The sequence below is a fragment of the Streptomyces uncialis genome (assembly GCF_036250755.1).
Taxonomy (GTDB): Bacteria; Actinomycetota; Actinomycetes; order Streptomycetales; family Streptomycetaceae; genus Streptomyces; species Streptomyces uncialis.
Genome location: NZ_CP109583.1, coordinates 3,400,090 through 3,420,927, shown reverse-complemented (window position 1 = coordinate 3,420,927; position 20,838 = coordinate 3,400,090). Strand labels below are relative to the sequence as shown.

At 71.5% G+C, this 20,838-nt stretch carries 17 protein-coding genes and 3 pseudogenes; 15 read left to right on the top strand and 5 right to left on the bottom strand.

Translation table 11 applies throughout. The annotated features are described in order from the left end of the window. Positions 1 to 153 precede the first annotated feature (153 nt). From OG711_RS13915 to OG711_RS13890, 6 genes and pseudogenes are all read left to right on the top strand, one after another. The gene (locus OG711_RS13915) at positions 154 to 1,158 is read left to right on the top strand and encodes a 4-hydroxy-3-methylbut-2-enyl diphosphate reductase (RefSeq protein WP_329559371.1); all 1,005 of its coding nucleotides are present in this window, start codon (positions 154 to 156) and stop codon (positions 1,156 to 1,158) included. A gap of 101 nt (positions 1,159 to 1,259) precedes the next feature. Then, positions 1,260 to 2,012, top strand: coding sequence for a polyphosphate--glucose phosphotransferase (gene ppgK, locus OG711_RS13910; RefSeq protein WP_073784543.1), 753 nt, complete (start codon positions 1,260 to 1,262; stop codon positions 2,010 to 2,012). Positions 2,013 to 2,330: 318 nt separating this feature from the next. Further along, the gene (locus OG711_RS13905) at positions 2,331 to 2,936 is read left to right on the top strand and encodes a DUF6542 domain-containing protein (RefSeq protein WP_266508215.1); all 606 of its coding nucleotides are present in this window, start codon (positions 2,331 to 2,333) and stop codon (positions 2,934 to 2,936) included. A gap of 150 nt (positions 2,937 to 3,086) precedes the next feature. Further along, a complete protein-coding gene (ychF, locus tag OG711_RS13900) occupies positions 3,087 to 4,175 on the top strand; it encodes a redox-regulated ATPase YchF (RefSeq protein ID WP_073784544.1) in 1,089 nt (362 codons plus the stop codon). Between the two features lie 520 nt (positions 4,176 to 4,695). Further along, complete coding sequence (locus tag OG711_RS13895; protein WP_329559370.1) at positions 4,696 to 5,016, top strand: hypothetical protein; 321 nt, start codon at positions 4,696 to 4,698, stop codon at positions 5,014 to 5,016. Positions 5,017 to 5,121: 105 nt separating this feature from the next. Next, a pseudogene (locus OG711_RS13890) lies at positions 5,122 to 5,289 on the top strand (tyrosine-type recombinase/integrase); the annotation flags it as partial. A gap of 180 nt (positions 5,290 to 5,469) precedes the next feature. On the opposite strand, the pseudogene OG711_RS13885 reads toward OG711_RS13890, so the two are convergent. After that, a pseudogene (locus OG711_RS13885) lies at positions 5,470 to 5,610 on the bottom strand (type II toxin-antitoxin system RelE family toxin); the annotation flags it as partial. Between the two features lie 149 nt (positions 5,611 to 5,759). Here OG711_RS13885 and OG711_RS13880 point away from each other — a divergent pair. Further along, positions 5,760 to 6,041, top strand: coding sequence for a type II toxin-antitoxin system Phd/YefM family antitoxin (locus OG711_RS13880; RefSeq protein ID WP_329559369.1), 282 nt, complete (start codon positions 5,760 to 5,762; stop codon positions 6,039 to 6,041). Then, positions 6,038 to 6,292, top strand: coding sequence for a Txe/YoeB family addiction module toxin (locus OG711_RS13875; RefSeq protein ID WP_329559368.1), 255 nt, complete (start codon positions 6,038 to 6,040; stop codon positions 6,290 to 6,292). Before OG711_RS13880 ends, OG711_RS13875 begins: the two co-directional genes overlap by 4 nt. A gap of 39 nt (positions 6,293 to 6,331) precedes the next feature. Here OG711_RS13875 and OG711_RS13870 read toward each other — a convergent pair. The 3 genes and pseudogenes from OG711_RS13870 to OG711_RS13860 all read right to left on the bottom strand — a co-directional run. Then, positions 6,332 to 6,598: pseudogene (locus OG711_RS13870) on the bottom strand (DNA-binding protein); the annotation flags it as partial. 225 nt (positions 6,599 to 6,823) lie between these two features. Further along, positions 6,824 to 7,396, bottom strand: a complete 573-nt coding sequence (locus tag OG711_RS13865) for a hypothetical protein (protein ID WP_329559366.1) — start codon at positions 7,394 to 7,396, stop codon at positions 6,824 to 6,826. A 79-nt stretch (positions 7,397 to 7,475) separates the two neighbouring features. Next, positions 7,476 to 10,151, bottom strand: coding sequence for a glycosyl hydrolase family 65 protein (locus OG711_RS13860; protein ID WP_329563798.1), 2,676 nt, complete (start codon positions 10,149 to 10,151; stop codon positions 7,476 to 7,478). Between the two features lie 610 nt (positions 10,152 to 10,761). On the opposite strand from OG711_RS13860, the gene OG711_RS13855 reads away from it, so the two are divergent. Beyond that, positions 10,762 to 12,366, top strand: coding sequence for a S8 family peptidase (locus OG711_RS13855; protein ID WP_073784552.1), 1,605 nt, complete (start codon positions 10,762 to 10,764; stop codon positions 12,364 to 12,366). Between the two features lie 56 nt (positions 12,367 to 12,422). Here OG711_RS13855 and OG711_RS13850 read toward each other — a convergent pair whose 3' ends face one another. Beyond that, positions 12,423 to 12,749, bottom strand: a complete 327-nt coding sequence (locus OG711_RS13850; protein ID WP_329559365.1) for a hypothetical protein — start codon at positions 12,747 to 12,749, stop codon at positions 12,423 to 12,425. Between the two features lie 562 nt (positions 12,750 to 13,311). On the opposite strand from OG711_RS13850, the gene OG711_RS13845 reads away from it, so the two are divergent. From OG711_RS13845 to OG711_RS13820, 6 genes are all read left to right on the top strand, one after another. Next, positions 13,312 to 14,697, top strand: coding sequence for a DUF4190 domain-containing protein (locus tag OG711_RS13845; RefSeq protein ID WP_329559364.1), 1,386 nt, complete (start codon positions 13,312 to 13,314; stop codon positions 14,695 to 14,697). Between the two features lie 366 nt (positions 14,698 to 15,063). Next, positions 15,064 to 15,816 (top strand): GntR family transcriptional regulator, encoded by a 753-nt coding sequence (locus OG711_RS13840; protein WP_073784555.1) that lies wholly within the window; start codon positions 15,064 to 15,066, stop codon positions 15,814 to 15,816. Between the two features lie 469 nt (positions 15,817 to 16,285). Next, positions 16,286 to 16,477, top strand: a complete 192-nt coding sequence (locus OG711_RS13835; RefSeq protein ID WP_073784556.1) for an SPOR domain-containing protein — start codon at positions 16,286 to 16,288, stop codon at positions 16,475 to 16,477. Between the two features lie 94 nt (positions 16,478 to 16,571). Further along, positions 16,572 to 16,988 (top strand): (deoxy)nucleoside triphosphate pyrophosphohydrolase, encoded by a 417-nt coding sequence (locus OG711_RS13830; protein WP_073784557.1) that lies wholly within the window; start codon positions 16,572 to 16,574, stop codon positions 16,986 to 16,988. Between the two features lie 352 nt (positions 16,989 to 17,340). Continuing rightward, complete coding sequence (locus OG711_RS13825; protein WP_329559363.1) at positions 17,341 to 17,751, top strand: ATP-binding protein; 411 nt, start codon at positions 17,341 to 17,343, stop codon at positions 17,749 to 17,751. A gap of 119 nt (positions 17,752 to 17,870) precedes the next feature. Next, a complete protein-coding gene (locus OG711_RS13820) occupies positions 17,871 to 20,672 on the top strand; it encodes a SpoIIE family protein phosphatase (RefSeq protein WP_405673426.1) in 2,802 nt (933 codons plus the stop codon). Positions 20,673 to 20,838: the final 166 nt, after the last annotated feature.

The window sequence follows — 20,838 nt, the reverse complement described above, 5'->3', positions numbered from 1 at the left end:
CCTCCGTGGGCCGACAGGGCCGGAGCGGACGGGGAGCACCCGTGCGCGGGGGGCGTGAGCAGTTCAGGAAGGCGCCCCGCGCACGGGTGCGTGCTCCGGCTCACCCAGTTTCCCCAACAAGCCGATCATCCACCTGCCGGGCAGGGCCTTACGATGGGTGGCATGACTGCTTCGCCAGCCCGCCGGGTCCTGCTCGCCGCCCCCCGTGGGTACTGCGCGGGTGTGGACCGAGCCGTGATCGCCGTCGAGAAGGCCCTGGAACAGTTCGGGGCCCCGATCTACGTCCGCCACGAGATCGTCCACAACAAGTACGTCGTGCAGACCCTGGAACGGAAGGGCGCGATCTTCGTCGAGAAGACGGCGGAGGTCCCCGAGGGGTCCATCGTCATGTTCTCCGCGCACGGCGTGTCCCCCGTGGTCCACGACGAGGCCGCCCAGGGCAAGCTCGCCACGATCGACGCCACCTGCCCGCTGGTCACCAAGGTCCACAAGGAGGCCGTCCGGTTCGCCCAGGACGACTACGACATCCTCCTGATCGGCCACGAGGGCCACGAGGAGGTCATCGGCACGTCCGGTGAGGCGCCCGACCACATCACCCTGGTCGACGGCCCCGAGGACGTCGCCAAGGTCGAGGTCCGCGACCCGTCCCGCGTGGTGTGGCTCTCCCAGACGACGCTCTCCGTGGACGAGACCATGGAGACCGTCGACGCCCTGAAGACCAAGTTCCCGAACCTCATCTCGCCCCCCAGCGACGACATCTGCTACGCCACCCAGAACCGCCAGGTCGCGGTGAAGGAGATGGGCGCCGAGTCCGACCTGGTCATCGTCGTCGGCTCGCGCAACTCCTCCAACTCCGTACGGCTGGTCGAGGTCGCCCTGAACGCGGGCGCCAAGGCCGCGTACCTGGTGGACTTCGCCAGCGAGATCGACGAGACCTGGCTCGACGGTGTCACCACCGTCGGACTGACCTCCGGCGCCTCGGTGCCCGAGATCCTGGTCGAGGAGGTCCTGGAGTACCTCTCCGCCCGTGGCTACGCGGACGTGGAGCTGGTCAAGACGGCCGAGGAGTCGATCACCTTCTCGCTGCCGAAGGAACTGCGCCGGGACCTGCGCGCCGAGGCCGCCGCCCTGGCCGCGGGCGGCACCGCCGAGCAGTAGGCCGGCCCGGCCCGACCGGACGCCGCGGACCTGGGCGGTGGGCGGCCGGTACGGCGCCGTTCGGGGCGTGACCGCCGGTCCCGCGTCGTAACGTAGGGCGCATGGAGATCTTCGGTGTGGACATCGGCGGCTCAGGGATCAAGGGCGCGCCCGTCGACCTGGACCGCGGCGACCTGGCGGCCGAGCGGTTCAAGGTCCTGACCCCTCAGCCCGCCACCCCCGACGCCGTGGCCGACGGGGTGCGGGACGTGGTGGACCACTTCGGCTGGAAGGGCCCGGTCGGCATCACCTACCCCGGGGTCGTCACCGGCGGCGGCACGGTCCGTACGGCGGCGAACGTCGACAAGAGCTGGATCGGCGTCGACGCGCGCGCCCTGCTCGCCGACCGCCTCGGGGGCCTCCCGGTCGTCGTGCTGAACGACGCGGACGCCGCCGGGGTCGCGGAGACGCGCTTCGGCGCCGGACGCGACCGCGCGGGCACGGTGTTCCTGCTCACCTTCGGCACCGGCATCGGCAGCGCCCTGTTCGTCGACGGGACCCTTGTGCCCAACACCGAGCTGGGCCATCTCGAACTCCACGGCCACGAGGCGGAGAAGCACGCCTCCACCAAGGCCAAGGAGGATCACGACCTGAGCTGGGAGCACTGGGCGCACCGCGTCCAGAAGTACCTGGCCCATGTGGAGATGCTGTTCTCGCCGGAGCTGTTCATCATCGGCGGCGGGGTGAGCCGCAAGTCCCACAAGTTCCTGCCGCTGATCGAGGGCATCCGGGCGGAGATCGTCCCGGCGCAGCTGGAGAACAACGCGGGCATCGTGGGCGCGGCGATGCGCGCGGCCGAGCTCCACCCGTCCTAGCTTCACCGGGCGGTCCGTACCGGCGGCGCGGAAGGGTCCCTCAGGGCATTCACCCCACCCGGACAGCCTTGAGGACCAATAGGGTGAAGATCCACCCGAACGGTCCCGCGGTCGTACTGCGGACGGTTCGAACAGAGCGCCAAGCTCGGCCAAAACGCGTGTCCCGCTGCCCTTTGAGCACATAAGCGCACCTAAGTTGGAGCAGTGGAGCAACCCAGGACGCGTCCCTCTCAGAACCGATCGCGACGACCCGCGCCGCTGCCGCCGCAGGCGGGGCCTCATGGCCGCGGGTCCGACGCGTACGGCCCCGACGCCTCCGTGCCCCGCCGCCCCGGCCGGCCGGTCTCCCCGCTGGCCCGCAGACTCCGCGCACTGCCCAACCCCCGGCTCACCGGACTGGGCAGCGGACTGTTCTGCGCCGGTTCGATGTTCCTCCTCGGCTGCCTCGACCAGCTGCTGTTCGGCGGCTCCATCGCCGTGTACGGCGTGCTGTTCCTGCTGGTCAGCGCGCTGACCGCGATCTGGGTACGACGTGCCGACCTGATCACCGCCCCGATCTGCGCGCCGATCGCGTTCACCGCGGGGGTGGTGCCGATCGCCGACAGCACCGGTGACGGCCTCGCCGGGCGGATCATGGGGGTGTTCACCGCCCTCGCGCTGCACGCGGGCTGGCTCTACGGCGGCACCCTGGTCGCCGGGCTGATCGTCCTCGTCCGCAAGGTCCGCCTGATCGCCCGCAAGGCCGCGGCGAACCGTGCCGCCCGCGGCGCCCAGCGGGCGCGCGTCCGCGCCGAGCAGCGGGCCGCGGGCGCCGAGCGGCCCCGCCGCCCCCACCCGGAGGACACCCCCGCCCGCGCCCTCACGCCCCGGGCCCGCCGCGCCCAGCAGCCGGAGCCGCAGCGCCCCCGGCGCCGCACGGTCTGAGGCCCCGGCGGGGCTTCCCGCGGCCGTCCGACCGGTCCCCGTCCGGGGCGACCGGTACCCCGTAGACTGTGGGATCGGCCCGTGTGCCGGGTGTCCCGTCAGGGATCAGGCCCGGGCCCCCACCCAGCCTCTCGTACGGGAAGTCGCAACGTGTCGCTCACGATCGGAATCGTCGGTCTGCCCAATGTCGGCAAGTCGACCCTGTTCAACGCCCTGACCAAGAACGACGTGCTGGCGGCCAACTACCCGTTCGCCACGATCGAGCCCAACGTCGGTGTGGTCGGCGTCCCCGACCCCCGGCTGGCGAAGCTCGCCGAGGTCTTCGGCTCGGCGAAGCAGCTCCCCGCGACCGTCGATTTCGTGGACATCGCGGGCATCGTCCGTGGCGCCAGCGAGGGCGAGGGCCTGGGCAACAAGTTCCTCGCGAACATCCGTGAGTCCGACGCGATCTGCCAGGTCATCCGCGCGTTCAAGGACGAGAACGTCGTCCACGTCGACGGCAAGGTCTCCCCGAAGGACGACATCGAGACGATCAACACCGAGCTGATCCTCGCCGACCTCCAGACCATCGAGAAGGTCCTGCCCCGGCTCCAGAAGGAGTCGCGGATCAAGAAGGACATCGGGCCGAAGGTCAAGGCCGTCGAGGAGGCGCAGAAGATCCTGGAGTCGGGCCAGACCCTCTTCGCCGCGGGCATCGCCCAGGGCACGGAGGCCGCCGAGCCGCTGCACGATCTGCATCTGCTGACCGGCAAGCCGTTCCTGTACGTCTTCAACGTCGACGAGGACGAGCTGACCGACGAGGACTTCAAGAACGAGCAGCGCGCCCTGGTGGCCCCCGCCGAGGCGATCTTCCTCAACGCCAAGCTGGAGCAGGACCTCGCGGAGCTGGACGACGAGGAGGCCCTGGAACTCCTCCAGTCCGTCGGCCAGGACGAGCCCGGCCTCGCCACGCTGGCCCGCGTCGGCTTCAACACCCTCGGCCTCCAGACCTACCTCACGGCAGGCCCGAAGGAGTCCCGCGCCTGGACCATCAAGCGCGGCGCGACGGCCCCCGAGGCGGCCGGCGTCATCCACACGGACTTCCAGAAGGGCTTCATCAAGGCCGAGGTCATCTCCTTCGCCGACCTCATCGAGACGGGCTCGGTCGCCGAGGCCCGCGCGAAGGGCAAGGCCCGCATGGAAGGCAAGGAGTACGTCATGCAGGACGGGGATGTGGTGGAGTTCCGGTTCAACGTGTAGTGGGTGACATGCCACCACGTCGCTGATCTGGCAAACATGCAGGTCAGGAGGGGTCTGACTCTTCGGAGTCGGGCCCCTGCGTTCTTCCCGTGCTGGGATGGCGCTGGGAAATCCGACACCACGTCACCTGCCATCACCCCTGCTCACCCCCACCCTGCTGGATCGGTTCTGGGTGTCAAACCGCCGGGTAGACAGGCGGTCGACAGCACGCACTAGAAGCACTGGACGCCTTCCGGGCTCATGACCACGGGCGGGCCGGGTTGGCTCGATCGGGCGGTTTCGCCTCTGGGCCCGTACCCTCCTCGCGGTCGGCGAGTAGTACGTATGGCCATGGGAATCGGCGACCGGCATCAGAAGAAGGACGTGGAGGCCGCGCTCCGGCGGGCGGAGGCGGCCGGGCTCAAAGTAACTCGCACGGGAAACAACCACGCGTGGGGTTACGTGCTGTGCTGTCCGTGCAACCAGCGGCGCACGGTGTCCTGCACGCCGCAGAACCCGAGCGAAGAAGCGAGGTATATCGATGGATTCGTCAGGCAGCATCGCGCCTGCGCGTAACTGGTACTTCAACCTGGTCTTGCAGGATGTCATTACTGAGAAGCAGTCTGATGCGCTGGCACAGTTGGCCAGTTTCCACGACGGGAGGATCTCACTGGTCGAGTCCCCTGAGCGCTCCTGGTTCACCTGCTCATTCGAGGCGGAGACACTGACGCAGGCCATTGCTGACGCCCTGGCGCGATTCAAGGACTTCCCGAGTGTCCTGGTCCAAAGCGTGGAGCTGGACCCGATCGCTCTTGAGTACAACGAGATGGCAACGCCGGCCGTGGTGCGGGTGCCCGAGTAGGGCTGGTTTCCCGATAGGCGCGCGGTAGCCCCCGCTTCCAGCGGAAAGGAGGGGCTGCCGAGGGTTCTCAGATGAGATCCAGCAGGTGAACCGAGCGATCACTGGCGGAAGGCGCGTAAGGCCGCCGGCCTTGTCAGCGCGGATGGATCTCCGAAGTGCACCCCGCGTTCGCTGCGGCACTTCTTCGCCTCGACCGCCCTGGCGAATGGCGTTCCGATCCACGAGGTGAGCCGCCGGCTCGGCCACAGATCGATCAAGACCACGGTCGACATTTATGGCCACCTCGTACCGGAGGCGTGGGACCGCTGCCGTGACACCATGCAGCAAGCCATGCGCCCGGAAGCGCCGCGAGACCCTGACGCCACGGCACCGCAGCCTGACGTGCTGGATGTGCTGGGTGAACCCCGACGGTGCTGGATGGGTGCTGGATATTTCGGCGTGGGCCGATGGGGATCAGGTCTCGTGAACGGTGGACCGGTGTCCGACGTGAACGACCCAGATCACCAGTTCTCCGTTGTCGATCGTGCAGACGACGCGGTAGCCGCCGACGCGGAGGCGGCGACGTTCGGGCTGGGAGACGAGTGCGGTGGTGTGACGGGGTCGCTACCGCGTGTCAGCTGATCTGTCGGGTGTGCAGGTCGGACAGGGTCGATTCCTTCCAGGGGTCGGCCCTTTGTTGCTTCCTGTGTCGGAGCGGTGAGAGTGGTACGTTATCGGGTACCATTTGCTGGAGAGGTTAGGTCATGTCCATAACTGCGAGCGAGGCCCGCAAGGCTCTCTTTCCGCTGATCAAGAAGGTCAACGACAATCACGAGGCCATCGAGATCGTCTCCAAGCACGGCAACGCCGTGCTTGTCTCGGCCGAGGACTACGCGGCGCTGCGCGAGGGCTCATACCTGCTGCGTTCCCCGGCGAACGCTCGTCGGCTGCTCAAGGCGTACGAGAATGCCCTGGCCCACATCGATGTGTCGGAGCGCGAGCTGATCGACCCGGACTCGTCGGACGCGGGTGCGGGTGCCGCGTGAGGCTCGTCTTCGAGGATCAGGGCTGGGAGGACTACACGTCCTGGCTCAGGAACGACCGCAAGATGCTCGCCCGGATCAACAAGCTCATCGAGGACGTCCGGCGGGACCCCTTCTCGGGGATCGGCAAGCCTGAGCCGCTGAAGTATCACTTGCCCGGGGCATGGTCGCGGCGGATCGACGACGAGCACCGGCTCGTCTACCTTGTCACGGACAAGGAGGTCGTCATCCTTGCCGCCCGTTACCACTACTGATCGCTGAGCGGCGGGTGTGAGTGTGCTGGCAGGTGGCGCTCAGACCTTGACGATCTCCACCGTGGGACCGCACAGAAGTGTCAGGTCCTCAGGGTCCGAGGTGAGGACGGTCACCGGTGGGGGAGCTGTGCGGGCCAAGGCGGCGTCGATGGCGTACTTGTGTCCGTGCGGTCGGTGGCCGCGCAGGAGGGTCGCGGCGTGATCAGCCGTCTCCTTGGTGAGTCCCTGGACGCCGATGCGGGAAAGGACCCGCTTGACGCGTGCGGGGCGGATGCGCTCGGCATCGGCCTCCAGGGTGGTCATGGCGTAGCAGCGCGCGGACGGCTTCGATCTCTTCTCGGGTGAGTCCGTCGTTGTCCGTCTCGAAGTCGGCGACGACCTCCCTGAGCTTCTCCATGGCGACCCATTGTTCGAGCGCTTGGGTGACGTAGGCGGAGAAGCCGTCGGCGCCGACGTGGGCGCGCACGGCCTCAGCGAGATCCCCGGGCAGGCTGATCGAGTACTCCTTGCTACCGCTCATGGTGGTCGGTGCTACGGCCGGCTGTCGGGCGGGGTCAGCAGGGGGTCGTACCGTTCGCCGTGTTCCTCCGAGGTGGGGAGGAAGTCCGGGGTCGTGCGGGTGGCCATCGTGCGGAGGTGGGTCAGGGCCTCGGGGAGGGGGAGGGGGGTGAGGGACAGGGTGGTCAGGGCGGTGGACCGGGCGGTGTCCAGGGTGGGGTGGTCCTCGCGCAGGGCGGATTCGAGCTCGGCGGCGGGGTGGCCCGCGTCGAGGTCGCGCCAGTACGGGAACGAGATCAGCAAGGTCAGGGCCCCGGCCAGGTTCTCGCCGAGCAGGGTCGCCCCGCCCTCCGAGTCGGCGTACAGGACGGGGCGGTCGGCGGTCGTTTCCGTGGTGCCGCACAGGAAGTACGTACCGCCTGTTCCGCAGCCCGCTATGGGGTGCAGCGGGAGGCCCGAGGGGAGGGCGAGGCGTTCCACCGGGTCCCGGCGGCCCAGGTCGAAGTCGCAGGGCCAGTCCAGGAAGCGGGTCAGGGCGGGGTCCGCGGTGATGCGGCGCAGGAGTTCGGTGGCGTCCGGTGCCGCTCCCGTGTGGTTCGTCGTCATGGCCGGAAGGTAGCAACGGGGTCCGACAGCGGGTTCCTTGCCCGCTTCCCGTGGAGCGGCCATGAAAGCTGCCCGTGCCCTACCGCACGACCACCTCCGTGATGCCCGTGTCCACCGAGGTCCCGGTCAGGGTCACCCGCACCTGGCGGGCGGGTGTCGCGTCGCCGCCCGCGGCGTACGGGGTCCATCGCGTGCCGTCCGCCGACAGTTCCACGTGAAACGCCTCGGTGCCCCGGACCAGGACCTCCCGTACGGGGGTGACGCGGCCCAGGTCCACCGTCAGGGCTGCGCCCGGGAGTTGCGGGCGCCACTCGGTCGTCGTGTTGCCGTCCACGGCGGCCGTCGCGTAGAGCCCCGGCTCCTCGGAGGCGGCCGTCACGGGACGGCAGCGGGCGAGGTTGTCGGTGGGGGTCAGATCGGGGCGGCGGGTCTTGAGGACGGCGGGCCGGTCGCGGGTGACGGTGAAGCGGCCCTGCGGGGAGTCCACGGGGAAGGGGTCCCCCGACCGCAGCCGGACGGTGGTCTCCTCGGGGCCGATCGCGACGTCGTACACGCGGCCCCGCCAGCGCAGCCCGCGCAGGGTCACACCCCGCTCCCCGGCGGCCAGTTGCGGCGGCAGGGTCGGATCGAGGCGGACGGCGTCCGGCCGGGGCCGCAGTCCGGTCAGACCGTGGGTGAACACCTGGAGGAAGCCGCCCTTGCCGGTCAGGAAGTCCTGCGCGGGCGAGCCCGACAGCGGGTCGTCGGCACCCGCCTTGTCCCCGCGCGCCTCCGAGAACAGCGCGAACGGACCGCGGAAGTACGGCCGTGACGCCCGCTGGAGGAAGGTGTACGCCGCGCAGCCCGGCTCGTCGATCGCGGCGGCGGCGATCGCGTACACGGAGTCGGTCATCGCGGGCCCGTCCAGATCGGTGCGCGCCGTGTAGTAGTCGAGGGTGGCCGCCGCCGCGCCCTCGGGCATGGGCCACTCCAGGGGGTAGACGAGCAGGACGGTGTCCGCCTGCTTGATCCGGGTCCCGGTGTAGCCGTCGTACTGGAGGAACACCTTGCGTGCGGGGTCGTAGGGGATGCGCAGCCCGTCCGCGATCGCCGTCCAGCCGGCGGGGGCCGTGCCGCCCAGTTCGCGGGCGGCGAGGACCGCGTAGCGCAGGGCGGTCGCGGCGACGGCGTTCGTGTACGCGCCGTCGTCGACGCCGTTGCTGTACTCGTCGGGGCCCGCGACCTCCTTGATCGAGTAGCTGCCGTCCGGGTTCGCCGTCACCCGGGACGCCCAGTACTCGGCGATCCCGCGCAGCAGCGGTCCGCCGCGCTCGCGCAGCCAGTCACGGTCACCGGTGGCGAGGTAGTACTGCCAGGCGGCCAGCGCGATATCGCCCTGGAGATGGTTCTGGGTGACGCAGTGCGGGGGCCGCCAACTCTGGCACTCCGCCCACAGATCGCCGCGCCGGGCGCTTGTCCAGGGGTAGAACAAGCCTTTCACGCTCGTCCTCGACGCGTTGGCGGCGGCGGCCGGGCGGGTGCGGTCACGGTAGTCCAGCACGGGCCGGGCGAGTTCGGGGCGGGTGGCGAGCAGCCCCGGGAACATCCAGGTCTCGGCGTCCCAGAAGATCATGCCCGCGTAGTCGTCGCTGCTCAGCCCGGTGGGCGCGACGCTGTTACGGGCACCGGGGCGCAGCGCGGACAGCAGCCCGTACTGGGCCGAGCGCAGCCACAGTTGCAGCTCGGCGTCGGCCGGGACCTCGATGTCCGAGGACCACAGTTCGCGCCAGGCGGCGGTGTGCCGTTCGAAGAGCGCGTCCCAGCCCGTCGCGGCGGCGCGCAGTGACACCTCGCGGGCGGAGTCGCGCGGGGTCCGGGAGGTCAGCGTGGTTTCGACGCCGACGTACTTGGTGATCTCGTACGTCCCGCCCGCGCGGACGTCGAGCACGGCGCGCTGGGTGGCGGTGAGTCCGCTCGCCGGGCGGGCGGGGTGGACGGGGCCGGGCGCGCGGAGGGTGGAGACGACCGCGCCTTCGTCCCCGTTGTCCCTGGTTCCGCCCCCGTTCCTGTCGTCGTTGTCGCCGTCCGTGCGGAAGGTGACCGCCAGGGAGTCCTTGCCGACCGCGCCGCCGCCCTCGGCCGGGGTGATCCGGCGGGCGCCCCGGCCGTCGACCCGGTCGGTGACCTCGGCGCGGCCGTTCCAGTGCGGGGTCATCCGCAGCCGTACGGCGCCCAGACGGGCCTCGGCGCGGTCGGTCAGGACGTCGTACTCCAGGTCGGTGCGGCGGCCGTCCGGGGCGGTCCAGGTGAGGGAGGTGCGCAGGAATCCGCAGCGCAGGGAGAGGGCCTGCCGGTAGTCGGTGATCCGGCCCGACCGGCCTGACCGGTCCGCCGCGGTCCCCGGGTCGTACGTGTGCCCGCCCGCCGTCACCTCCAGGCCGGTCCAGTTGGGGAGCGCGGCGATCGCGTCGCGCCCCGCCGTGTTCTCCGGGCCCCGTCCGTAGAGGCCGGAAACGAACGCGCCGTCGTAGCGCGGGGTGTACAGCGGCCAGCCGGTGGCCCCGCCCGGTTCGGCGTAGCCGCTTCCCGAGGGCGGGACGCGCACCCCGAGGTAGCCGTTGCCGACGTACGGGTGGTACGCGTCGGCCGGACCGGTGGGTTCGGCGACGGCGGGCGTCCAGGCGGGGGAGCCGGTGGCGCAGTCGGGGGCGGTGCGCGGGAGTTGCGGGGCCGGGGTGTGGGCGGCCGCCGGGGCCGACGGCAGCAGGAGGGTCAGCGCGAGGAGGGTGGCCGTACGGGGTACTGGCCCGGGGCGACGGCGGCGGTCGCGGCGGGGAACCGGGCGGCGGGGGTCCGGGGCGGGGTGCGTGGTCACCGTCCGACCATGGGCCGCCCGTGCCGTCGTACCCGGGTGCGCGCGCCGTGTCGTCCCACGGATGACCCGGACGGGGAGGGGCGGGACGGCGAACGCCCGCGACGGCGAACGCTCATGACGGCGACGCCAGGACGGCAACGCCCGGGACACCGGCATCCGGACGGCTACGCCTGGGACGCCCGGGACGGGAGGGTGAGCGGCGAACGGCGAACGGCGAACGGCGAACGGCGAACCGCGGGACGGTGGGTGGGTCCTCGCCTGTGTGGCCGGGGCGTGAGTGTCATGGCGTGCGCATGGCGTGAGTGTTACATCCGGACAGTGCCTCTTGTGGAAATCCTATGGGACCGCCAACCTTTCGCTTGGCGGCAGAAATTGACATGACCCTGTCGCTAATTCGCACGGCTGCTCATCCGGACCCCCGGAACCCCCGCACCCCCGTGCGCCCCGGGAGCGTCCGCCGCACCACGCGCAACCCCCCACCAGAGCACCATCGATGAGGAGGACCCCTCGGATGGCACTGTCTCGTGATGCCGGACTCCGCACCCAGGACCGCGCACGGCGAAGAATCTCCCCCCTCGGTGCCCTCGGCACCGCCGTCACCGCCGCTCTCCTGCTGAGCGCCGTCACCGCGCTTCCGGCGACCGCCGCACCCGACCGGGCGGAGGGACCCATCCTGAACGCCGGGGCCCCCGGCACCATCGACAACAGCTACATCGTGACGCTGCGTTCCGGCGAGCGGGCGAACTCCGCCGCGGGCAAGGCGCTCGCGAAGGAGTACGGGGCGACCATCGAGCGCACGTACACCAAGGCGCTCAACGGCTACGCGGTCAAGGTCTCCGAGGCGCAGGCGAAGAAGTTCGCCGCCGACCCGGCCGTGGCCAGCGTCTCGCAGAACCGGACGTTCACCATCGACGCCACCCAGGTCAATCCGCCCTCCTGGGGCCTCGACCGGATCGACCAGCGCAATCTGCCGCTCGACAGCCGGTACACCTACCCCGACGCGGCCGGTCAGGGCGTCAACGCGTACATCATCGACACCGGTGTACGTATCTCCCACAGCGACTTCGGCGGCGCCGCCAGCAACGGCTACGACGCCATCGACAACGACAACATCGCCCAGGACGGCCACGGCCACGGCACCCATGTCGCCGGTACCGTCGCGGGCAACGCCCACGGTGTCGCCAAGAACGCGCACATCGTCGCCGTCCGGGTGCTCAACAACGCCGGTTCCGGCACCACCGCGCAGGTCGTCGCCGGTATCGACTGGGTGGCCCGTAACCACGTCAAGCCCGCCGTCGCGAACCTGAGCCTCGGCGGCGGGGTCGACCCGACCCTCGACGCGGCCGTCCGCAACGCCGTCGCCGCCGGTGTCACGGTCGCCGTCGCCGCGGGCAACTCCAACGCCGACGCCAACAACTTCTCGCCCGCGCGGGTCACCGAGGCGCTGACCGTCGGCTCCACCACCAACACGGACGCCCGCTCCAGCTTCTCCAACTACGGGACCGTGCTGGACCTCTTCGCGCCGGGCACCTCGATCACCTCGGCGTGGAACACCACCGACACGGCCACGAACACCATCTCCGGTACGTCGATGGCCGCCCCGCACGTCGCGGGCGCAGCCGCGCTGTACCTCCAGGCCAACCCGAACGCGACACCCGCGCAGGTCTCCGCCGCGCTGGTCTCCGCCGCGACACCCAATGTGGTCGGCAACCCGGGTCCCGGCTCGCCCAACCGGCTGCTCAACATCGGCAGCGGCCCCGTCGTCCCGCCCGGTCCGCGCTTCGAGAACCTGACCGACTACGCCATCGCGGACAACGCCACCGCCGAGTCGCCGCTCGCCGTGAGCGGGGTCGCGGGCAACGCCCCGTCCTCCCTCGCCGTCCCGGTCGTCATCCAGCACACCTACATCGGTGACCTCCAGGTCCAGGTCGTCGCCCCCGACGGCACCGCGTACACCGTGAAGGCGTACGGGGAGGGCGGTTCGACGGACAACATCAACACCACGTACGTCGTGAACGCCTCCTCCGAGGTGGCCAACGGCACCTGGCGGCTGAGGGTGAGCGACAACGCCGCCGCCGACGTGGGCAAGATCGACTCGTGGGCGCTCCAGTTCTGACGGACGCGTCCGGCGGACACCTGAACGAACGGGGCGCGTGACACACGGGCTCCACGTCACCGGCCGGCCGACCGGCCGGTGACCGTCCGTCCGTCACCACGCCCCGTCCCGTACTCCTCCTCGTCCTCGTGGAACGGCTCCGGGTCACCGACCCAGCCGGCCGCGAGGACGAGGCGCGTCGCGCGGTGCACGGCCAGAAAGCCGAAGGGCCGGTCGAGATCCACCTGGACCTCGGTGGACAGGTACCGGGTGCGCGGCACACCCCCCGCGACGCCGCTGAACGCCGTGACCGCCGCCGCCCGGAACCCCAGCGGCCCGAACGTCGCGGTCGCCGGTGAGGACGCCGTGCGTGTGGTCCGGCAGGCCGCGCAGCCAGGAGTCACGCAGGCCCAGCGTCCGTACCGTCCACAGTCCGACGGCCGCGCGCAGCCCCGGGGCCGTGCCGAGCAGCCCGAGCAGTTCCCGCGCGCGGGTGGCCGCTTCGGCGGGCGGTATGCCGGTGGCGTCGGCGAGTTCGGTACGGGCGCGGCCGGTCGCCGCGCCGCCGAGCAGCGCGAGCAGGGGCCAGACACAGGCCCCGGAGAGGACGGTTCCCGTGGGCCGGGCCGGACTCGGGAGCGCGGTGCGGGGGGATTTCGTCCCGGGTCCGGGGGAGGCCGGTGTGGTGTGGGGCGCTGCGGCTCCTGGTTCGGCGGACGCTGCCGCGGTCCGGGCGGTTTCGGTCCCCTGGGCGGGAGGGGCCGGTGTGGTGTGCGGTGCTCCGGCCCCGAGTTCGGGGGAAGCCGCCGCCCAGCGCGAGGTCAGGCTGTTCACCGCGTGGATCGTCGCCGTCGTGGCCCGCATGTCGTCCCCGTCCCCCCGCCGCATACGATGCGTGGGCCGTCGGGGCGGGTCGCCGCCGACACGGCCGCCCCCGCAGACCCTCACCTCAGGAGCACCGTACCCGTGTCCATACCGCCGCCGCCCGGACCGGGCAGCCCGCAGCAGCCATGGGCGCAGCAGCCAGGTCCCCAGAGCGACAACCCGTTCGCGCCTCCGGCGGCGGGTGGTCACCCGGGCCAGGGACAGGCGCCCGGCGGGTACCCGGGGCAGCCGCAGCACTCGCAGCAGCCGCCCGCCGGTTACCCGGGCGGCCAGTACGGTCCTGGTGGTCCGGGGATGCCGGGCGCTCCGTACGGGCCCGGTGGTCCCGGGGCGCCCGGCGGTCCGCCTCCGCACTGGACCGGGTACGGGTACGGGCCCCCGGTGCGGCCGCCGGTCGACGGTACGGCGATCGCCGCGCTGGTCTTCGGCATCCTGTGCTTCCTGCCCGCGGTCGGGCTGATCCTCGGCGTGGTCGCGCTGTCGCGCGTCCGCCGTTCCGGTCGGCGTGGCAAGGGCCTGGCCGTCTCCGGGATCGTCCTGTCGACGCTCGGCCTCGTGCTGCACCTGCTGATGCTGGTCAGCGGTGCCTGGAGCGACTTCGCCGAGGGCTTCCGGGAAGGGATGCGCGAGGCGTCGTACAACGCCTTCTCCGTCGGCAAGGGCGAGTGCTTCGTCACCCCGGACGGCGGTCTCGAAGGGCTCACCTACGACGTGACCAAGGTGCCGTGCGCGAAGGAGCACGACGGTGAGGCGTACGGCAACTACCTGGTGAGCGGTGGCAAGAGCGCCCCCTACCCGGGCGACGACCCGATCGCGACCGAGGCCGACGAGGAGTGCTACCGGCTGCGCGCTGACTATGTGATGGACAGCTGGGCGCTCCCGCAGAACGTCGACATCTACTACTTCACCCCCACCCCGGAGAGCTGGAAGCTGGGCGACCGCGAGGTCACCTGCATGTTCGGCAGCTCCGACGGCAAGAACCGGCTGACCGGGACACTGCGCGACGACCCCGCCATGCAGGACGCCGACCAGTTCGTCTACCTCGAAGCGGCCGGCTACCTGGAGGAAGCGCTGGAGGCGGTGCCCGAGGAGACGTACGTCGAGGACGACCTGCCGGGTCACAAGAAGTGGGCCACGGAGGTGTCGGACGCACTGGAGAAGCAGGCCGGCCGGCTGCGCGACCACGACTGGCCGGAGAAGAACTCCGGCGTCGTCGCCGCCCTGGTCAAGGATCTGGACAAGGCGCGCGGCGAGTGGGACGGCGCCGCGCGGGCGAAGGACTCCGACACCTTCTACATCCACTACGACGAGGCCATGAACCTGATCGAGGACGAGCGCGCGGTACCTTCCCGGGCGTCGCTCGGGCTCACCACGACACCGCCGCCGGATCTGTCGGACACCGAGGAACCGGGTGCGGGTGCCACGGGTGGTTCGGGGGACTCTTCCGGCTCCGGAGCGGCGGTCTGACGGAGTGCCAGTCCGACGGCGCTGTCCGACGGGGCGGCGGTTTGTTGGGCGCTCGGTGAGGCCGTCGGGCGGGGGACGGTTCGCCGGTGCGGTGCGGTGCGGTGCGGTGCGGTGCGGTGCGGTGCGGTGCGGTGCGGTGCGGTGCGGTGCGGTGCGGTGCGGTGGTGTGCGGTGCGGCCGGTCAGGCGTGGCGTTCAGGCCGGGTCGGCCAGGGGGGGCGGGTGCGGCGATACGCCGTGCGTAACCCACGGATACGCCCTGCGTAAAGGCAAGTCATCACTTCGAGTGATTCTCTGGCCTCTGCTTGCGGATGGCGACATACGGTTGCGACGCTGTTGCTGTCTGTCGATCTGATGGGAGTGGCCAGTGACTTTCGGGGAGCAGCCGGCGTATCTGCGGGTCGCGGGTGATCTGCGCAGGAAGATCGTCGACGGTTCCCTGCCGCCGCACACCCGGCTCCCGTCCCAGGCCCGTATCCGCGAGGAGTACGGGGTCTCGGACACCGTGGCCCTGGAGGCGCGCAAGGTCCTCATGGCCGAGGGCCTGGTGGAGGGCCGGTCCGGTTCGGGGACGTATGTGCGGGAGCGGTCCGAGCCGCGCCGGATCGCCCGCTCCGGGTACCGCCCGGCCGACGGGGCCACCCCGTTCCGTCAGGAGCAGGCGGACGGCTCCGCGCGGGGCACCTGGGAATCCCGCAGCGAGCAGACCGAGGCGGGGCGCGAGACCGCCGACCGGCTCGGGATCAAGCCCGGTGAGCGGGTGATGCGTACCCAGTACGTCTACCGGGACGCGGGCGAGGCCATGATGCTGTCCACCTCCTGGGAGCCCCTGGCCCTCACCGGGCGGACCCCGGTGATGCTGCCCGAGGAGGGGCCGCTGAGAGGGATGGGCGTCGTGGCGCGGATGGCCGCGATCGACGTGGTCGTGGACAACGTCACGGAGGAGGTCGGTGCCCGGCCCGGGGTGGCCGAGGAGCTCCTCGCGCTCGGTGGGGTGCCCGGACACGCGGTGATTGTCATCCGCCGCACGTTCTTCGCGTCCGGCCTCGCCGTGGAGACGGCGGACATCGTGGTCCCGGCGGACCGCTACCAGGTCTCGTACCACTTGCCCGTGCGGTAGGGCCGGACCGCCGGTCGCCCGCCTGTGAGGGTGGACGGCCTGCCGGTGCGGTGGGGTGGGCCGCAGAGACACCCTGAAGCCCCCCATACCTGCCCGCTGCCGGGCCCCGCGCGACCCGGGGCGGCTCCGCGCCGGGGGCGGGTTCCGGCCTTTCTCCGGGGCCGGAACGCGTGGTGATCGGTGGGGGCGGGTGCGTCGGCGGGGTGTGGGTGATGGGGGATTTTGTGCTGACGTACGCAGCGGAAGGAATCTGCGGGTGGCGCCCGGCGCTTGCCCACGGCGGTGGAACGCCCACAAGGGGGCGCACGGGTTCGCGCACGCCCCCTTGGCGTTGGCTGGTTGCGTACCTCTTCGTAAAAACTCGTATCCGCTGTGTGAAGGTCGGGCGTAGGCTCAGGCATATGCAGATTGCGGTTTCCTTGGTGAACGGAGCACGGAGCGGGCCGCGTACGGGACGGGAAGGGGCACGATGACCGAAGGTACGGCCACCTCGCCCTGGGTCGTGATACGCGAGGACGGCAACGGCAACCGCTATCGGGTGGGGCGCTACGCCACCCGCGCGGAGGCCCAGAAAGCCGCCGACTCCCTCGCCGCGGGCGGTCCTCAGCAGATGTACTGGGTCGAGCGCGTCCCGCCGAACGGCGGCCCGGTGCTCCCGTAGGCATCGGCCCTGGCCTGAGCCTCGCCGGACGCACCGCGCGGGTGCGTCCCGGCCGCGCCGCGTTCCCGGCGGACGCCCGCGTAGGGTCGCCGGTATGAGTGAGCGCGTGGTGGTGGTCGCGGGGGCCCTGTACGACGGTGAGCGGTTGCTGGCGGCCCGGCGCAGCGCTCCCGCCGAGTTGGCCGGACGGTGGGAACTGCCGGGCGGCAAGGTCGAGCGGGGCGAGTCGCCCACCGACGCCCTCGTCCGTGAACTCCGCGAGGAACTCGGTGTGGATGTCGCGCTGCTGGCGCGCGTGCCCGGCGAATGGCCCCTCAAACCCGGCTATGTCCTTCAGGTGTGGACCGCGCGGGTGCTCACCGGGGAACCGCGCCCACTGGAGGACCACGACGAGGTCCGCTGGCTCGGCCCGGCGGAGACCTGGTCCGTCGACTGGCTGGAACAGGACGTCCCCGCGGTCCGGGAAGTGCTGCGCTCACGCGGTATCCAGCCCGTTCCCCCCGGTGGGTGAGGGAGCGTCCGGAGCTGGACCCCGGGCCGTCCGAAAGGGCGGGCGACGGGCCGGTTGACGGGCCGGGTGACGGGCCGGTTGACGGGTCGATCGGTCGGTCGATCGACGGCGGGCCGCGGGCCGGCGCGGAGCAGGTCGCCGGGCAGGTCGCCGGGCTGGTGCACGGCGCCGAGCTGGTTCACGGCGCCTTGAGGGTGCGTGTCATCACTCTGTGCGCCCCGCGTGTGCGCCGTGCGCGCTCTTTCTCCTTCTGTGCGCCCTCGACGGGATAGGTCAGGTCGTATACCGGGTATGTGCCCTTTGAACCCTTTGTTCCGGACGGCCCCGCAGGGGACCAGGGAAGTGATGCGGCGTGCTGGACACCAAAGCCGACCGGGTCGAGTGGAGCTTCCCGGCGGACCCCGGTGCCGTACGGGACGCCCGCACGCGGGTGCGCCGACAGCTCCGCGCGTGGGACCTCGCACCCCTGGGCGACCTCGCCGTCCTGCTCGTCAGCGAGCTGGTGACCAACTCCCTGCGATACGCCTCCGGCCCCATCCGCGTAAGCCTCGTACGCCCCTCCCACCCCTCCGGTGCCCTGCTGGTCGAGGTCTCCGACCCGCTCCCCGCCGCCCTGCCGAAACCGCCCCCCGGCCATCAGGCCGACGTCGACGACGAGGGCGGACGGGGGCTCGGACTGGTCGCCTCCACATCCAGCCGATGGGGCACACGCCCCGGCAGCTCGGGGAAGACGGTGTGGTTCGAGCTGGCCCTCCCGGGTTAGAAGGGAGAGAGGGTGCCGGTCGGTCCTGACCGGGCCGAAAACTGTCGGGACCGAGCTGTGATCGTGAACACCGTGTTCTGCGGGGCCGTAGTGCTGGATACTGCGGGCAGCCGCCACCGGTGACCGGTACCGGACGCGGTGAGCTGGAGGGGACGGTTCGCGTGAGCGAGATACCAGCGCAGGCCACTGTGCCCGGTCATTCGTCGGAGGACGCGATGGAGGGAACGCGAGGTGACGTGATCTGGCAGATCAGTCCGCCCGGTTCGCTCTACGACTACATCAAGGTGGCCTCCTTCTCGATCGGACCCGACGGGCTGATCGAGCAGTGGAGCACCCGCGCCGAACAGCTCTTCGGGATCGCCGCGGCGCACGCCGTGGGCATGGACCCCATCGACGCGTTCGTCCCCGCCGAGCTGCGCGAGCGCGGCCGGCGGACCATGAAGCAGATCCTCGACGGCCGGGAATGGACCGGTTCGGTGCCGTTCCGGATGCCCCCCGAAGCGTCCCCCGCAGCCCCGCCCGCCCTGCCGGTCCCGGGCGCCACCGGCGCACCGTCAGGCAGGCCCGGACCCAACGGTCCCACCGGACCCAGGCCCGGCCCCACCGGACCCAGGCCCCCCCGCGCCACCGGTCCCAGCGGCTCCAGCGGCTTCACCGGGGACTACGTGGCCCCCGGCAGCGTCGGCGTCGCCGAGTTGTACGTCATGCCCACGGAGAACGCGAAGGGCGAACGCGCGGCCGTCTGCATCGTCGTGGATGTCCAGGCCCTGCGCCGGATCGAGACCGATATCGCCGCCTCACAGGCGATTTTCGGTCAATCGCCCTTCGGTTTCGCGCTGTTCGGTACCGATCTGCGGGTACAGCACGCCAACCGGCAGTTCGCGGCCGTCTTCGGCGGCAGTACCGATGAGCACCGGGGCCGTACCGTCCACGACTACCTGCCGCGCCAGGAGGCCGACCGGATGGCCGCCGCGCTGCGCCGCGTCCTCCAGACCGGGGACGCCGTCACCGACATGCAGATCGTCGGCCCCGCGCCCGGCTCCGGCGACCGCCGCCACTGGTCCATCAACCTCTACCGCGTCCACAGCGGCGCCGGACGCCCCATCGGGGTCGCCGGACTCGGCACCGACGTCACCCGTAGGCACGCCGCCGCCCGCGAGGCCGCGCACGCCCGCCGCAACCTCGCCCTCCTCAACGAGGCCGGTTCCCGGATCGGGAACTCCCTCGACATCGAGGCCACCGCCCGCGAACTCCTCGACGTCACCGTCCCCGGCTTCTGCGACCTCGCCGCCGTCGACCTCTACCAGGGACTCCTCGACGGCGACGACACCCCGCCCGGCCAGTGGAGCGTCCCCGACACCGGCAGCGGCGGCGGCAGCGGCGAACTGCGCCGGGTCGCCTACGCCAGCGCCGTCGCCGACGCACCCTTCAGCGACGGCTCCGCCGCGCCCGTCAAGGTCGGCGCGATGCACCACTACGGCTTCGCCTCCCCGTTCGCCGAAGCGCTGCGCTCCGGGCGCCCCCGCAACATCCCCGGGGAGCCCGGCGGCCTCGTCCGCTCGACGCTCGCCGTGCCGATGGTCGCCCATGACACGGTCATCGGACTCGTCCAGTTCACCCGGACCAAGGGCAGCGAACCGTTCAACGAGCGCGACCGCGCCCTCGCCGGTGAACTCGCCGCGCGGACCGCCGTGTCCATGGACAACGCGCGCCTCTACCGGCGCGAGCACCAGCGCGCGCTCATCCTCCAGCGCTCCCTGCTGCCCCCGGACAACCCGGTGGCCGCCGGACTCGACATCGCCTGCCGCTACCTTCCCGGCAACACGGCCACCGAGGTCGGCGGCGACTGGTTCGACGTCATCGAACTCCCCGGTCACCGCACCGCGCTCGTCGTCGGCGACGTCATGGGACGCGGGCTGCGCGCCGCCGTCGCCATGGGCGAACTGCGCACCGCCGTACGCACCCTCGCCCTGCTCGACCTCGAACCGGCCGAGGTGCTGTCCGCCCTGGACGAGATCGCGCGCGGCCTCGGCACCCCCGGCGGCGTGCAGCAGGCTACGCGCGTCGCAGCTCGCCAGGCCCGGGACGCCGACCTGTCCGAGGTGTACCTCGCCACCTGCGTCTACGCCGTCTACGACTCCGTCACCCGCCGCTGCACCTTCGCCAACGCGGGACATCTGCCGCCCGTGATCGTGGAGCCCGACGAGACGGCCCTGATGCTCGACGTACCGCCCGGGATGCCGCTCGGTGTCGGCGGGGAGCCCTTCGAGGAGGTCGAGGTCGAACTCCCCGAGGGCGCGCTGCTCGCCCTCTACACCGACGGCCTCGTCGAATCCCGCGACCAGCCGCTGGACGAGGGCCTCCAGGCGTTCCTCGGCGCCCTCACCGAACCGGCCCGCCCCCTGGAGGACGTCTGCGACCACGTCCTCGGCACGCTCGACACCCATCACGGCGAGGACGACATCGCCCTGCTGATGGCCCGGGTCCAGGGCCTGCCCGCCGAGTCCGTCGGCGACTGGTCGCTGCCCCGCGAACCGCAGAGCGTCGGCCGCGCCCGTGAGTACGCCCGCGCCCAGCTCCAGTCCTGGAACCTCGAACCGCTGGTCGACACCACCGAACTGCTCGTCAGCGAACTCGTCACCAACGCCCTGCGCTACGGCGAGGGCGAGATCAGGCTACGGCTGCTGCTGGACCGCACCCTCGTCTGCGAGGTCTGGGACGCCGGCCTGGTCCAGCCGCGCCGCCGCCGCGCCCGCGCCACCGACGAGGGCGGCCGGGGACTCCAGCTCGTCGGTCTGCTGAGCGCCGCGTGGGGCTCCCGGCGGACCCCCCGGGGCAAGACCGTCTGGTTCGAACTGCCGCTCCCGAACGGTGACGACGACCCGATCGACGTGGCGGAAGCGCTCATGAGCATGTTCTGAACGCCTTGTGTTCATCGCCTTGCGTTCTTCGCCTCGCGTTCTTCGCCGTGAGCGGTGAGCGGTGTGCTCGTGCGGCGTGAGCCCGTGCCGCGTGGCTCCGTGACGTGAGTGGCGCCCCGCCCAGCGCCGAACCGCCTTGCGCCTCACCGCCCAGCGCCGAACCGGC